Origin of the sequence: Salinicola sp. CR57, assembly GCF_003206585.1 — a bacterium.
GTDB lineage: Bacteria > Pseudomonadota > Gammaproteobacteria > Pseudomonadales > Halomonadaceae > Salinicola > Salinicola lusitanus.
The window spans coordinates 139,490-153,533 of record NZ_PZJL01000007.1; the positions used below are offsets into that span (position 1 = coordinate 139,490).

11 protein-coding genes are annotated in these 14,044 nt (G+C 62.4%); 9 read left to right on the forward strand and 2 right to left on the reverse strand.

Annotated features, from left to right (window positions below; all coding sequences use genetic code 11):
• Positions 1-13 precede the first annotated feature (13 nt).
• The 5 genes from DOM56_RS13455 to DOM56_RS13475 all read left to right on the forward strand — a co-directional run bounded on the left by DOM56_RS13455 (position 14) and on the right by DOM56_RS13475 (position 5,709).
• Positions 14-1,177 carry a porin gene (locus DOM56_RS13455; protein WP_110709591.1) on the forward strand — a complete coding sequence of 388 codons (1,164 nt, stop codon included), beginning with the start codon at positions 14-16 and terminating at the stop codon, positions 1,175-1,177.
• 328 nt (positions 1,178-1,505) lie between these two features.
• The gene (locus DOM56_RS13460) at positions 1,506-2,618 is read left to right on the forward strand and encodes an extracellular solute-binding protein (protein ID WP_110709594.1); all 1,113 of its coding nucleotides are present in this window, start codon (positions 1,506-1,508) and stop codon (positions 2,616-2,618) included.
• Positions 2,619-2,891: 273 nt separating this feature from the next.
• A complete protein-coding gene (locus DOM56_RS13465; protein WP_110709598.1) occupies positions 2,892-4,028 on the forward strand; it encodes an ABC transporter ATP-binding protein in 1,137 nt (378 codons plus the stop codon).
• Positions 4,009-4,896, forward strand: a complete 888-nt coding sequence (locus DOM56_RS13470) for an ABC transporter permease (protein ID WP_110709600.1) — start codon at positions 4,009-4,011, stop codon at positions 4,894-4,896. Before DOM56_RS13465 ends, DOM56_RS13470 begins: the two co-directional genes overlap by 20 nt.
• Before the next feature lie 12 nt (positions 4,897-4,908).
• On the forward strand, positions 4,909-5,709 hold the full coding sequence (locus DOM56_RS13475; RefSeq protein WP_110603050.1) for an ABC transporter permease: 801 nt from the start codon (positions 4,909-4,911) through the stop codon (positions 5,707-5,709).
• A gap of 24 nt (positions 5,710-5,733) precedes the next feature.
• Here the strand turns inward: DOM56_RS13475 and plsB are convergent, their stop codons facing one another.
• Positions 5,734-8,163: a glycerol-3-phosphate 1-O-acyltransferase PlsB gene (gene plsB, locus DOM56_RS13480; RefSeq protein WP_232822294.1), complete on the reverse strand. Its 2,430-nt coding sequence runs from the start codon at positions 8,161-8,163 to the stop codon at positions 5,734-5,736.
• Positions 8,164-8,291: 128 nt separating this feature from the next.
• Between plsB and DOM56_RS13485 the strand changes: the two genes are divergently transcribed.
• Complete coding sequence (locus DOM56_RS13485) at positions 8,292-9,416, forward strand: phosphatidylserine/phosphatidylglycerophosphate/cardiolipin synthase family protein (protein ID WP_110709603.1); 1,125 nt, start codon at positions 8,292-8,294, stop codon at positions 9,414-9,416.
• Positions 9,417-9,428: 12 nt separating this feature from the next.
• On the opposite strand, the gene DOM56_RS13490 is transcribed toward DOM56_RS13485, so the two are convergent.
• A complete protein-coding gene (locus tag DOM56_RS13490) occupies positions 9,429-10,094 on the reverse strand; it encodes a YecA family protein (RefSeq protein WP_110709605.1) in 666 nt (221 codons plus the stop codon).
• Between the two features lie 70 nt (positions 10,095-10,164).
• On the opposite strand from DOM56_RS13490, the gene DOM56_RS13495 reads away from it, so the two are divergent.
• From DOM56_RS13495 to DOM56_RS13505, 3 genes are all read left to right on the forward strand, one after another.
• Positions 10,165-10,740 (forward strand): SprT-like domain-containing protein, encoded by a 576-nt coding sequence (locus DOM56_RS13495; RefSeq protein ID WP_110709608.1) that lies wholly within the window; start codon positions 10,165-10,167, stop codon positions 10,738-10,740.
• A 233-nt stretch (positions 10,741-10,973) separates the two neighbouring features.
• A complete protein-coding gene (gene acs / locus DOM56_RS13500) occupies positions 10,974-12,926 on the forward strand; it encodes an acetate--CoA ligase (RefSeq protein WP_110709611.1) in 1,953 nt (650 codons plus the stop codon).
• Positions 12,927-13,314: 388 nt separating this feature from the next.
• A complete protein-coding gene (locus DOM56_RS13505) occupies positions 13,315-13,980 on the forward strand; it encodes a response regulator transcription factor (RefSeq protein WP_110603058.1) in 666 nt (221 codons plus the stop codon).
• Positions 13,981-14,044 lie beyond the last annotated feature (64 nt).

The following is a 14,044-nucleotide window of genomic DNA, read 5'->3' on the forward strand; positions in this document are numbered from 1 at the left end:
GGAACCTATCGCGATGAAAAAGACGCTCTTAGCGACTGCTATTGCTGGTGCCCTGGGCGCCTCCGCCGCTGCCCAGGCAGCGACTGTCTACAACCAGGACGGCACGCAGCTCGATATCTACGGCAACATCCAGATCGCCTACAAGTCCATCGAGACTGGTAGCTATAACGATGATGGTCGCATCACTGGCGCCGACTCCGAAGACGAGCTGTTCGACAACGGCTCGACCGTCGGCTTCTCCGGTCAGCACATCATCAACCCGGGCTTGACCGGTTACTTCAAGGCCGAGTTCGAGCACCGTGCCGACGAAGAGAAAATCGGCAACGGTCTTGGCAACGGCGACCAGGCCTACCTGGGTCTGAAAGGTAACTTCGGTGACGCACGCCTGGGCTCCTGGGATCCGCTGATCGACGACTGGGTCCAGGATCCGATCTCCAACAACGAATACTTCGACAACACCGACTCGACTCGCGATCTGGGCGGCCTGTATGGCTATGCATCATCCAGCCGTATCGATCGTGAAGGCGACAAGTTCCAGTACATGTCTCCGGTTTGGGCCGGTCTGCAGTTCGCCATCGGTACTCAGTACAAGGGCGATGCAGAGTGGGACGGTTCTAACGCTGACTTCAACGTTGACGGTTACGAGAACAACGGCGATTCCAATGCCTCGTTCTTTGGTGGTCTGAAATACGCCGTTGGCGCGTTCTCCGTCGCAGCCGTCTACGATGACCTGAACAACTACAAGCTGCAGAACACCACTACTGGCGACTACTCCGAAGCCAAGGCCTACGGTGTGACCGCGCAGTACACGATCGATACCCTGCGTCTGGCAGCCAAGGTCGAAAACACTGACATGAAGGTCGACGGCGAAGACGGCGACATCATGCGCTACGCTATCGGCGCCCGCTACGGCTACGCGCTGTCCGACAACTTTGCTGGTGATATCTACGGTTCTTACCAGTATGTCGACGCTGACAAAGAAGTTGCTCTGGCCACCAACCGCGGTGCGGTCAACTCAAACGGCGACTACGCTGGCGATGATAACTTCAACGAGTTCATCCTCGGCGCGACTTACAACATCTCTCCGGCGATGTACACCTTCGTCGAAGGCGCGATGTATGGTCGTAGCCACGATGTCGGCGACGGTGTTGCCGTCGGTGCTGTCTACAGCTTCTAAGCTGATCCCGATGCGTGCAGCGACCGTTTGATGTTGCTGCACTATCGAACGAAGCCGGCCCCTCCTGGGGGCCGGCTTTTTTTATGCTTGATCGCGACGGCCCGCGAGCAACGCGTATTCGGTCGGCGAGCGCCATTCACCTCTTTCGGCTACCGGTTCTCCTTCGTCTAGATGTCATTAGGATGACAGGCTGGTAATCTCTTGTTGAGTGGACGTTCAATAACCATCGAGCGTCACGCCGTCGTAACAGGTCTGTCGTATAACAACGCTTTCCACGCCTCTTCATGACGAAGCCGAGAGTGGATCGACAAACAACAGGAGACCTTCGATGACCCTTTCCCGTCGTCGTTTCTTGCAGGGTGCCGCGGCTGTCGGCGCCGCCGCTTCGGTACCGTTCTACATCAATCGTGCCGTGGCCCAGGAGCAGGTCCTGCGCATCTACGCCTGGGCCGGTTACTTCACCGACGAGATGCTGTCGGACTTCACCGCCAAGACCGGTATCAAGGCGACCTTTACGCCTTATGGCACCAACGATGAATTGATGAACTCGCTGCGGGCCACCGACGGCTCTGGCTTCGACGTCATCATGCCGACGGTGGATCGGGTGCCCGGTTATCTGGATTATCAGTTGATCCAGCCGCTGGATACGTCGCGTATCCACTGGGATGGTTGCCTGGATACCGCCATGAAGGGGTCGGAAGTCGGTGGCGTGATCGATGACAAACGCTACTTTGCGCCTTCCGATTGGGGCACCGAGGCGATCGCCTACAACACCCGCTATACCGACATCGACCGTTCCAAGCTCAGCTATGGAGATCTCTGGAATCCCGACATCGGCGAGGGGGTCACGGTCCGTGCGCACTCGGCGCTGATCGGCATCGGCCTGTGGCTCGAATCCCAGGGCAAGCTGCCGCGCCCGCTGCTGGACTCGTTCAAGACCGAAGAGGCGATGCGCGCCAACTTCGACGTCATCCTGGCCGAAGCCATCAAGCACAAGGACATGGTGATCCAGTTCTGGTCCACCGAGAACGAGGCCCAGGGCGCGTTTCGCACCAATGGCGCCCTGATTGGCCAGACCTGGGACAGCACCGCATTTCGGCTTCAGAACGAGGGCGAACCCATCGCCTACGGGGCGCCCAAGGAAGGGGCGCTTGCCTGGATGGAAGGTTTCGTCATTCCCCATAACGCGCAAAATGTCGACGCGGTCTACGAACTGATCAACTGGTATTACACCCCGGAAGCGGGGGCGATGTTCGTCAAGTCCACGGGCTACAACTCGACCGCCGTCGGTGCCGAGGAGCTGTTGCCGGAAGCGACGCGTCAATTCTTCAAGGATTCCTACACGCAACAGGATCTGGACAACCTGTGGTGGTGGCCGGTGCAGGATCCCTGGTACGTGGCGTTGCGTAACGAGTATCAGGATCGATACCTGTCGGCATGAGCGTCGTCTTTGGCAACTCCCGTGCCGGCTGGCACGGGAGTTGCCACAATTCGGCGGTTTCCCGGCTCGGTTATTACGCCAAGCTCTGTCTGAAAAGTCGACGAGCGACAGCCAGGGCTAGGCGCTGTCTGAAAAGTCGACGAGCAAAGGCCAGACAAGGCAAAAATCGATGAAAGAGCGGAGTTTACGCGGTGTAAATGAGCATCTTGAGCCGATTTTCAACGCCGTGTGGTTGAACGCAGGCATTTTTCAGACAATGGGTAAGAGGACGTCATGGACGGTCGCGTAAACTTGAGCCAAGTTGCGATGCGATTCGGCGATTTCACAGCGATTCAGCCGACCTCCCTGGAGATAGCGTCGGGCGAATTCTTCAGTTTTCTTGGCCCTTCCGGTTGTGGCAAGACCACGCTCCTGAACATGATCAGCGGGTTCCTCACGCCCAGTGAAGGTTCGGTCGCCATCGGCGGTGTCGACATGACGCGAGTGCCGGTCAATCGCCGGCCCACCGCAATGATCTTTCAGAATCTGGCGCTTTTTCCGCTGATGAGCGTCTATCGGAACATCGAATTCGGGCTGGAAGTCCGTGGCGTCGATCGCAAGAAGCGCCGGGAAAAAGCTGACGAATTGCTGGACCTGGTGGCACTGGGCGGTAGTGGTGACAAGCCGGTCGCGGAACTGTCCGGAGGCCAGAAGCAGCGGATCGCGATCGCCCGTGCGCTGGCCGTGGAGCCCCGCGTCTTGCTGCTGGACGAACCGCTCTCCGCTCTGGATCTCAAGTTGCGCCAGCACATGCGCACCGAGCTCAAGGCGATTCAGCGCAAGACGGGCATCACCTTCATCTATATTACCCACGATCAGGGCGAGGCACTGACCATGTCCGATCGGGTTGCGGTGATGTGTGATGGCCGTATCCAGCAGGTCGCCGATCCGATGACACTGTACCGACAACCCCGGACCGATTTCGTGGCCGGCTTCGTGGGTGAGAACAATCGTTTTCCGGGGCGTGTCACGGCCGTGGATGGCGGGATGGTGACATTGGATGCGGGGCTGCCCGCACCGTTGCGCGGGGCCGCCGCCTCGCCGCTCGTGCCTGGCGACGAGGCCACGCTCTATGTGCGACCGGAGCAGTGGCGAGTCGGTAGCGCCAGCGATTCTTCGCTACCGTTCGGCGGAGTGATCCAGGCGGAGCACTTCGAAGGTGCCTGGTTGACGCTCGAGATCGCGCTGGAGCAGGGGAGGACGGTACGGGCGCACGTGCCGCAGGCGCTGGAGAGTGCCGGCATCGAATCTCCGTTCAAGGTGGGCAGCGGCTGCCGCCTGGATTACTCGCCGCGTGGGGCCCTGGTCCTGCCGGGCGTCGAGCGAGGGCATTCGGATGAGGAGGGCACCGATGTGGCAGCAACTGCATAACCGCTTCGGACTGCCATTGACCATGGCGATCGTCTCGCTGATGGGGATCTGGCTGATCGTGATGGTGCTGCTGCCACAGTGGCAGATGATCGATTACTCGTTTCATCCGGCGCTGCTGCCGGCCGAACGCGGCGGGGCGAAGGATGTCTGGTCGCTGACCAACTACGCCACCTTCTTCCGCAACGAGATCCATCTCGCGATCTTCTTCAAGACGATATGGTCCAGCGTCCTGGTGACCACACTGACCCTGATCGTCAGCTACCCGCTGGCCTACTATCTGGCCAAGGTGGCCACACCGGGTCAGGCGGCCCTCTGCCTGCTGCTGTTGATCATTCCGTTCTGGATCAACGAGATTCTGCGCACCTTTGCCTGGTACATCATCTTCGCGTTTCGGGGGCCGCTCAACGAACTGTTGCTGGCGGTGGGGCTGATCGATCGGCCGATCCGTTTTCTCAATGGTGACACTGGCGTCCTGGTCGGCATGGTCTATGCCTACATTCTGTTCATGGTCTTCCCGCTCTATAACGCCATCGAGAGCCTCGATACCAACCAGATTCGAGCCGCACGGGATCTCGGTGCCGGCTGGGGGCGCACTCACCGGCGTATCGTGATCCCTCATGCCAAGCCGGGGATCGCCACCGGATGCATCATGACGTTCATGCTGGCCGCGGGCAGTTACGCGGTGCCGGCGCTGCTGGGGTCTCCGGGGAGCCGCTGGTTCACGCAGATCATCTACAACTGGTTCTTCGAGGGTGGCGACTGGAACCAGGGGGCGGCCTATGCGTTCCTGTTGCTGGTGCTGTGCATCGTCTTCGTCACCGTCATCATGCGGATCTTCAAGGTCGGTCTCGGTGATATCGCCAAATAGGAACGGTACTGAATGAGCTCGTCGCGATTCTTCTCCTGGGCGCTCAAGGCCTATCTGGCGATCTTCTTCGCCTACCTCTTCCTGCCGTTGTTGATCATGGCGGCTGCGACGTTCAACGAGAGCCGCTTCCCCACCGTCACGCCCTGGACCGGAACAACCCTGCGCTGGTTCTCGGCACTGTGGGCCGACGGGGGCATGTGGGATTCGTTGGCCAACAGCCTGCTGGTCGCCGTGGGGGTGCTGTGTCTGGCCCTGCCCATTGGCGTGGCCAGCGCGCTTTTCCTGACCACAGTGGAGGGTCGTGGCAAGTCCTTCATCTATGCGCTGATCCTGTCGCCACTGCTGACGCCGGGCGTGATCATCGGTATCTCGACGCTGATCTTCTGGCGTGACTGGGGGGTGAATGGGGGCATCGCATTGACCATCATTGCCCAGAGCGCCTTCATCGCGGCTTATGTCATGCTGATGGTGGCGGCTAGGCTGCAGCGCTTCGATCGCACGCTCGAGCGCGCGGCGATGGATCTCGGTGCCAGCCAGTGGCAGGTGTTCCGCCGCATCCTGCTGCCGTACCTCAGGCCGGCCATCCTGTCGGCGGCGGTCCTGGCATTTCTCCAGTCGTTGGAGAACTACAACACCACGCTCTTCGTTGCCGGCTACGACACCACGCTGACCGTCTACATCGCCTCCAAGGTGCGTACCGGCCTGACCCCGGCGGTCAATGCGCTGGCGCTGGTGATGATCCTGTTCACGGTGGGGCTGGCGGTGATCTACGAACTCAAGCGCCGTCGCGAGGCCGCCAGGCGAATTGCCTGAGGCGGCTCGCGCGGTGCAAGCCGCTTACTGACGGGTCAATCTGACCAGTCGATGGCGCAGCTCCGGGTCGAACAGGGCCCGACTGCGCATCTGCGTTAGTCGCAACGACTCGTCGTAGAACAGTCTTTCGTTCTCGACGCGTAGCCAACCCTGCTGTTCGAGCGTCTCCAGCATGCCGCTGAAAAGTCGCTTGTCGAAGAACTCCGGTGCGTTGAGCCCCGACAGCAGTGTCAGGCGCTCGGCCAACTGACGGCTGTGCTCCTCGAGCGCCTGGCGGGTCAATTCGCCGCTGGGGTAGCGCAACAGCGACGCCAGCAACAGGTAGGCACGCTCCAGGGTGGGTTGCACCGGCTGCCCCAGCAGCCTCAGGTGCTCGCTGGATTCGAGGTGACCGGGCTGCCGGCGCCAGCCGTTGTCGGTGACCTGCAGCAGGCCCTCCTCGGTCAGTACGGCAAGCGTGGCCTTCAGACGCTCGCGGGGATCGACGGGGGGAGCGAAATAGAGCTCATTGGCCAGCAGCGGCCAGGCCGGCGACAGCAGCGCATCGAGATCGTCCAGCGTGAAGGCCGCGTTATTGCGAAAGGCGAACGCCACCAGTCCCAGGTGCATGAACAGGTGCAAGACGTTGTTGCGATACCAGGTCAGCAGCGTCGCTTGTTCCGGGCGGGCGGTGACCAGTTCGCCCAGGGCCTGTAGCTGTCGTGTCACGAAACCCAGACTCGCCACGTGCTCGATCCAGTCGGCCGGTTCGCCTGCCGGCAGTTGACAGTGCCGGCTGCCCGGCAGGCTGCGCTGCAGCCTGACCAGCAGGCCGATGTGATGGGCCAGAAGATCGGACTCGATGGTGTGATGGGGCGTCGCCAGCAGGGTCATGGCGACCAGCGAGACGGCATTCAGGCTGGCAGCATCGTTGATTCGCCGGGCCAGCGTTTTCCCCAGCAGCGGTACCGCGCGATTCAACCAAGCCGGGCGCGCCGAAACCGAGTCGTCCTGCCAGTCCGGAACGGTCTCGTTCAGGAAGTCCGTCAGCGACAGCGGTTCGCCAACGCTGACGGTGACCCGGCCATGGGGCTCGCGCAGATGCTTCAGCACGCGGAGCAGGTCGAGGGGCGACTCCTTCTTTTTCTGGCCGCCCCGCAGCTCGCGGAGATAGCTGTTGCTCTCCAGGACCCGCTCGTAACCGACGTGGACCGGCACGAAGGCGACGTCCCGGATGGCGTCGCGAGCGAACGAGCGCAGCGTCATGGCCAGCATGCCGGGGCGTGGCGACAGCATTCTCCCGGTGCGCGAACGGCCGCCTTCGATGAAGTACTCCACCGGGTGACCGCGCGCGATCAGGCGGTGCAGGTATTCGTTGAAGACCGCGGCGTAGAGCCGGTTGTCCTTGAAGCTCCGGCGCAGAAAGAAGGCGCCGCCACGGCGCAGCAGCGCGCCGATCACCGGCATGTCCAGATTGCGACCGGCGGCGATGTGTGGCGGCATCAGCCCTTCCCGATAGAGCACGTAGGAGAGCAGCAGGTAATCGATGTGACTGCGGTGGCAGGGGACATAGATCAGTGTCCGCTCGCCGGCTATCGCCTTGACCGCGTCCAGACCGTACACGTCGACGCCCTCGTAGAGCCGGTTCCACAGCCGTTTGAGCAACTCGTAGAGGAAGCGCATGACCGGATAGGACATGTTGGAAGCGATCTCGCGGGCGTAGCGTTCGGCCCGCCGCCGCTCGCGGGCCGGGGTGCTGCCGTCGGCCGTGACGGCCTCCTGAATGGCCTCCCGCACCGGACGGCTGTCGACCACCCCGCGCATCAGCGTCCGGTGATGGGAGATATCCGGGCCCAGCACGCGTGCGCGAATGCGCCTGAAGTGGACCCGCAGCACGCGGGCCACCTTGCGTTGGGTCAAGCTGACCTCGGGGTCGTCGATCAGCGGTCGCAGTCGGATCGGCTCGCCGAAGTGCGCTTCCAGGTGACGGCCGTTGACAATCACCGACAGCAGGCGCCGGAGTCGCCCGCTCCAGGCCCAGTCGTCGGCGGCCAGCATCTTCCAGAAGCCGAAATCCTTGCCCGGTGCGCGACTCCAGAAGACGCTCACCGGCACCAGTTGCGCGTCCAGTGTGGTGTCGGCCTCGAGCGCATCCAGCAGATGCTGCAGGTGAGTCGAGTGCTGGCCCTGGATCGCGCCTCGGCTGCTTCGCAGACGGGGCAGCGCAAAGCAGCCGGGGAGCGAGGCGTGGCCGAATTGATGCCTCTGGCTGGCATCGGGGAGATCGAGGTCGCGGCACAGCCGGTCGATGGCGATCTCGTCGGTCAAGGCGGGGCGGGCAATCACGTAGAGCGTGGGGCACGTGGCGTCGAGCCGGAATGCCTCCGGCTCGACCAGGCGAAAGGCGAGCCAGCGATCGAGCAGACGGCTGGCCAGACGGTGCCACAGCCGTTGAAGTCCCATGGATGCCTGCATCGACGCCATTTCCCCCGCAAATCCCCGAGTATAGCGATATCGCCGCGGCGCAGCGACGACAGGATCGGCAGGCTTTCCCTGAAACGCCAAACGTGCGTCAATCGGCAGCGACCAGGGAGGCGCGGTTCATGCAAGCGACATGGAAGGATGGTAACCGATTCGAACTGCTGCCGGAGGGCAAGCGCTTCTGGCCGGCCATGCGGGAAGCCATCGAGGGCGCCCGCCACCATTTGTGGGTCGAACTCTACTTGATGGAGTCGGGAACGCTGGCAGACCGCTTCATCGAGCTGCTGGTCGCGGCGGTGTCCCGCGGTGTCGAGGTCAAGCTGATGCTCGACGGCGTGGGAAGCATGGGGTTGTCGCGCAGCGATCGACAGCGGTTGCGCGAAGGTGGCGTCGAGCTGCGGTTCTTCAACCCGCTGTCGGTGACGCGGCTGGGCGGCAATCTGATGCGCGACCATCGCAAGCTCGTGATCGTCGACGGCGGCACCGCCTTCACCGGCGGGTTCGGGATCGTCGACGAGTTCATCGACGCCTGGTACGAGGTCGCGATGCGCATCCAGGGGCCGGTCGTCGAAGACTGGATGCGGCTGTTCGTCCACGTCTGGGACTCGCCGTTGACCCGGGGGGAAGGGGCCAGAACGCGCCTGGCATCGTCTCTGCAAGCCCTGCCGCCGCCTGCGCCGTCGGCCGACGGCATGCGCGGCCGAGCCATCTGGGGCCGGGGGCATCGCTACCAGGCCATTCGTGTCTCGCTGCAGAGCCGGATCGGCACCTCCCGCCGCCGGCTATGGCTGTGCACCCCCTACTTCGTGCCGACGCTCAGTCTTCGCCGCGCGCTGGCACGCGCGGCGCGGCGCGGTATCGATGTGCGCCTGCTGCTGGCCGGTGGCCATCACGACCATCCCGGTGTTCGTTACGCCGGTCAGCGATTCTACGGCCGGCTGCTCAAGGCGGGGGTAAAGATTTACGAGTTTCAGCCCAATTTCATTCATGCCAAGTTCAGCGTGATCGACGATTGGGTTTCGCTGGGCTCGTGCAATTTCGACCATTGGAGCCTCCAGTGGAATCTCGAAGCCAATCAGGAGATCGACGACGCGGCGTTTGCCACCGAAGTGGCTCGGCTCTTCGAGCGCAACTTCGCTACCAGCCGGCGCATCGATGCCGCGAGCTGGGCGCAGCGCCCATGGTGGCAGCGGGCGAAAGAGTGGCTGTTCGGAACCCTCAACGCCTGGGTGACGCGTCTCAAGTAGGCCTCGACGAATTCAGCGCTTGCCGCCGCGCTTGCCGCTTCCTGCACGCTTCTTCGTGGCACTGCCCTTGCCTTTCGGCGGCTCCGGCGGGACCCGGAAATGCAGGTAGAGATCGAGCGTCAGCTCGGCCAGTTGCCCGGCAAGGGCGGAAAATTGCGCTTCGTCGGCCACCAATTCCGCCATTTCGGGCTCGTCGTCGAACAGCCCCGACAGCGCCATGAACGGCAGCAGCAGGGCGGCTACATGGGCTTCGTCCTGGGAGAACCATGCCGCCTCGTCCACGAACACGCCTTGCATGAAGCCCGCGCACCAGTCCTCGATGGCGGCGGCCATCTCTCCATCCTCGTCCAGCTCCGTATCGAAAGGCAGTTCGATCCGGTGGCCACGCTCCATGATGCTGCCGGCGTTGGCCTTGAGCGCTTCGAGCAGGCCCCGAATCTCGTCGCGCTCGGCGGCATCCGCGAACGGCGGTTCGCCCTCGAACAGTTCTTCGAGCCAGACGTCCGGTGGCATTTCGCCGGGAGAGACCGCCAGCGCGACCAGATAGCCGTGGGCGCCTATCAGGTCAGGCGCTTCCTCGCCGAGGCGTTCGGAGGCCAGATAATCGTCGAGCCTGGCCAGGGCGTCATCGTCCAAGGGCGACTGGCTGTCGATGGCGTCATCCTGGGCTTCGGGCATGTCACTCTCCGGGACGTGATGGGGTTGGCGGGCTGGACGCCCGTGACTGTCGTCGGCATTCTATCACCCCATGACGAATCTGCGTTCCTCCTCTCCCGCCCCGGCACTCGGGGAAAGTGATGCCCAGGCGCTGGATGCGCTCGACCCGGCCGCGCTCGAAAGACGGCTCTTGCGCCAAGCGGATGCGGCCTGGCAACTGGCGCGGGAGGTACACCCGGCGCTGCCTCGGCCGCGGATCTGGTTCGATCTGCGCGGACGCAGCGCGGGGCAGGCCCATTACCAGCGTGGCGGGCTACGCTTCAACCGGACACTACTGCAGGAAAATCGGCAGGCTTTCATCGACGAGATCGTGCCACACGAGATGGCCCATTGGCTGGTGTTCCATCTCGAGGAGGGGGCGCAGGCCCGCCCCCACGGGCACGAGTGGAAGACAGTGATGCGAAACCTCTACGGTCTGGCACCAGTCGTCACCCATCGCTTCGACGTGGCACGTGCCAGTCCCGCGCCCTATCTCTATCGCTGCCGTTGCGAGACAGTGCACCGCTTTACCGGTCGGCGCCATTCTCAGGTACTGAAGGGCAGCCGCTATCGTTGCCGTCACTGCCGGGCGCCGCTGCGCTTTGCCCATCGGGAAACGCCCGAGTAGCGCGGCCCTTGTCCGGACTGGCGCGAACCGCCTCTCTCAATCTCCTTGCCATCGTCAGGCCGACGGGATTGGCGCGATGGCGCAAGTTGATCGAAACTCGGTGATACGAAGGTCTAATAGGGGGTGGCCGGTCCCGCCGTTATATGCTGACTGACCGCGCAGGCGTGGGTCTATCACATTGAGTCGACTAGGCTTTCATCGTCGAATGGGTTCGAACGAAGGGGGATTGGAGCATGAGCGAACAGCAGCGCATATATCCTGTCGATGAGCGCTTGGCAGCCGATGCCTGGATCGATCGCGATCGTTACCAGAAGCTCTATCGCCAGTCGGTGGAAGACCCCGAGGGGTTCTGGCGGGAACAGGCCGACAGCCTGAGCTGGAGCAAGAAGCCTGCCACCATCAAGAATACGTCGTTCGCCTCCGATAACGTCGATATCCGCTGGTTCGAGGATGGCGAGCTCAATGTCGCCCATAACTGCCTCGATCGACATCTGGATTCCCGCGGCGATCAGCCGGCGATCATCTGGGAAGGCGACGACCCCGAAGATCACAAGACCATCTCCTATCGTGAGCTGCATCAGCGCGTGTCGCAGCTCGCCAATGGCCTCAAGTCCCTGGGCGTCAACAAGGGCGACACGGTCACGCTGTACATGCCGATGGTACCGGAAGCGGCGATGGCGATGCTGGCGTGCGCCCGGATCGGCGCGGTGCATTCGGTGGTATTCGGCGGGTTCTCCCCGGATGCCTTGGCGGGACGCATCGTCGACTCCCAGTCCCGCGTCGTGATCACCGCCGACGAGTCGGTACGCGGTGGCAAGCAGGTGCCGCTCAAGGACAACGTCGACGCGGCGTTGACCCGGGAGGGTACCGAGGTGGTCGAGTCGGTGCTGGTCGTCCGGCGCACCGGGGGTGACATCGAGTGGCAAGAAGGCCGCGATCGTTGGTTCGACGATGTCGTCGATCAGCAGTCCACCGATTGCCCCGCCGAGACGATGAACGCCGAGGACCCGCTGTTCATCCTCTATACCTCGGGCTCGACGGGAACGCCAAAGGGGTTGAAGCACACTTCAGGCGGTTATCTCCTCTATGCGGCACTGACCCATCGCACGGTCTTCGACTACCACGAGGGTGAGGTCTACTGGTGCGCCGCCGATGTCGGCTGGATCACCGGGCACAGCTATATCGTCTATGGACCGCTGGCCAACGGTGCCACCACGCTGATGTTCGAGGGCGTGCCGACGTATCCGTCCCATGGGCGCATCGGCCAGATCGTGGACAAGCACAATGTCTCGATCCTTTACACGTCGCCGACCGCGATTCGTTCGCTGATGGCGCATGGCGAACACATCATGGACGACAGCCGGCGCGACTCGCTGCGGATTCTCGGCTCGGTCGGGGAGCCAATCAATCCGGAGGCCTGGGACTGGTTCTATCGTGTCGTCGGCAACTCTCGTTGCCCGATCATGGACACCTGGTGGCAGACCGAGACCGGCGGCCACATGATCACGCCGATGCCGGGCGCGACCGACCTCAAGCCGGGGTGTGCGACCAAGCCGTTCTTCGGCGTTCAGCCGGCACTGGTCGACAACGACGGCAAGCGTCTGGAAGGCGCCACCGATGGCAATCTGGTGATTCTCGACTCCTGGCCTGGACAGGCTCGCTCGATCTGGAACAACCACGACCGCTTCGTGCAGACCTACTTCTCGACCTACGAAGGCGTCTACTTCACCGGTGACGGCTGCCGTCGCGACGAGGATGGCGACTACTGGATCACCGGGCGCATCGACGACGTCCTGAACGTGTCCGGTCACCGCATGGGCACGGCGGAGATCGAATCTTCCCTGGTCGCGCACCAGGATGTGGCGGAGGCGGCCGTGGTCGGTTACCCGCACGACATCAAGGGCCAGGGTATCTATGTCTACGTCACGCTCAATGACGACGTCGAGCCCAGCGACGAATTGAAGCAGGAGCTCAAGCAGTGGGTGCGCAAGGATATCGGTCCCATCGCCACCCCCGACGTGATCCAGTGGGCTCCGGGGCTACCGAAGACCCGTTCCGGCAAGATCATGCGCCGTATCCTGCGCAAGATCGCCGCGAACGAGTGCGACGGCCTGGGCGATACCTCGACACTGGCCGATCCGGGGGTCGTGGAGGACCTGATCGAAAATCGTCATGTTCGCACCTGAGACGATCTGCCCGGGATTAGAGGCGCGTGGCTTTTTCGATCAGCAAGGTAACAACTATATGACTAGTTGATATGAGGCATGATCGCTGATTTTGACTGATGATTATCGTTCGGTCGTCTTGAAAGAGGCTTTCCTCACGGTGCTTTTGCTGCCACTCCTGAGGGAGGGAAGCGCGCCAGCTTTCCGAGACGACCGAACTTTTTTTAGCCGCTCTGCACGTTCCTACCTACCGATTATCGAGGGATTTTTTCCGCGTTGATTTGAGGCTTGGGATTCCACGATCGCATGGGGTAACATGCCGTTAATCGATAGTTGGATTATTTTGTCCAGATGGCGATAGTGAACCGGCTATCTCGCCACATATCTCGACAGCGCCGGAGGAGAATCAATGGCTTTTGCCCAGAAATTCATCGTTGCCGATGACCACCCACTCTTCCGGGCGGCGCTCAATCAGGCATTGCGTCAGGTGTCGCCGCAAGCGGAAATCGTCGAGGCGGATACCATGGAAGCGACGACGGAGGTCGTCACCCGCCATCCCGATGCCGATCTGATCCTGCTTGACCTGCACATGCCTGGCGCTCACGGATTTTCAGGCCTGATCCAACTTCGCGGGCAGATGCCGGATATTCCGGTAACCGTGGTATCGGGCAGTGAAGAGGTGGATGTCGTTCGTCGCGCCATCGACTACGGTGCCTCGGGCTTCATTCCCAAGTCCGCTTCGCTGGACACCATTGCCGAAGCCATTGGCGAAGTGCTCAAGGGGGAAGTCTGGTTGCCCCCGGAACTGGCCGATGCCATGGGGGAGGGGAGCGAGGAAGATGCCCGCTTCGCCGAGGCGATCGCGTCACTGACGCCGCAGCAGTTTCGGGTGCTCAACATGTTGACGGAAGGTCTGCTCAACAAGCAGATCGCCTACGAGCTCAACGTGTCGGAGGCGACCATCAAGGCACACGTGACCGCGATACTGCGCAAGTTGGGGGTTCACTCTCGAACTCAGGCCGTCATCGCCGCCCAGAAGTTGGAGATCGAACCGCCCAAGGTGACCGACAACTGAGACCCTTGTCTTCCGGGTTTTTCCGAGGCCGTCGCATCCCCTGGTGGGATCGGCGGCTTTCTCG

Excerpts from the sequence above, each read along its gene's own strand:
- DOM56_RS13455 (WP_110709591.1), top strand. The coding sequence starts at position 14 with ATGAAAAAGACGCTCTTAGCGACTGCTATTGCTGGTGCCCTGGGCGCC.
- DOM56_RS13465 (WP_110709598.1), top strand. The coding sequence starts at position 2,892 with ATGGACGGTCGCGTAAACTTGAGCCAAGTTGCGATGCGATTCGGCGAT.
- DOM56_RS13485 (WP_110709603.1), top strand. The coding sequence starts at position 8,292 with ATGCAAGCGACATGGAAGGATGGTAACCGATTCGAACTGCTGCCGGAG.
- DOM56_RS13495 (WP_110709608.1), top strand. The coding sequence starts at position 10,165 with ATGACGAATCTGCGTTCCTCCTCTCCCGCCCCGGCACTCGGGGAAAGT.
- DOM56_RS13475 (WP_110603050.1), top strand. The coding sequence starts at position 4,909 with ATGAGCTCGTCGCGATTCTTCTCCTGGGCGCTCAAGGCCTATCTGGCG.
- DOM56_RS13505 (WP_110603058.1), top strand. The coding sequence starts at position 13,315 with ATGGCTTTTGCCCAGAAATTCATCGTTGCCGATGACCACCCACTCTTC.
- plsB (WP_232822294.1), bottom strand. The coding sequence starts at position 8,163 with ATGCAGGCATCCATGGGACTTCAACGGCTGTGGCACCGTCTGGCCAGC.
- DOM56_RS13470 (WP_110709600.1), top strand. The coding sequence starts at position 4,009 with ATGTGGCAGCAACTGCATAACCGCTTCGGACTGCCATTGACCATGGCG.
- DOM56_RS13490 (WP_110709605.1), bottom strand. The coding sequence starts at position 10,094 with ATGCCCGAAGCCCAGGATGACGCCATCGACAGCCAGTCGCCCTTGGAC.
- acs (WP_110709611.1), top strand. The coding sequence starts at position 10,974 with ATGAGCGAACAGCAGCGCATATATCCTGTCGATGAGCGCTTGGCAGCC.
- DOM56_RS13460 (WP_110709594.1), top strand. The coding sequence starts at position 1,506 with ATGACCCTTTCCCGTCGTCGTTTCTTGCAGGGTGCCGCGGCTGTCGGC.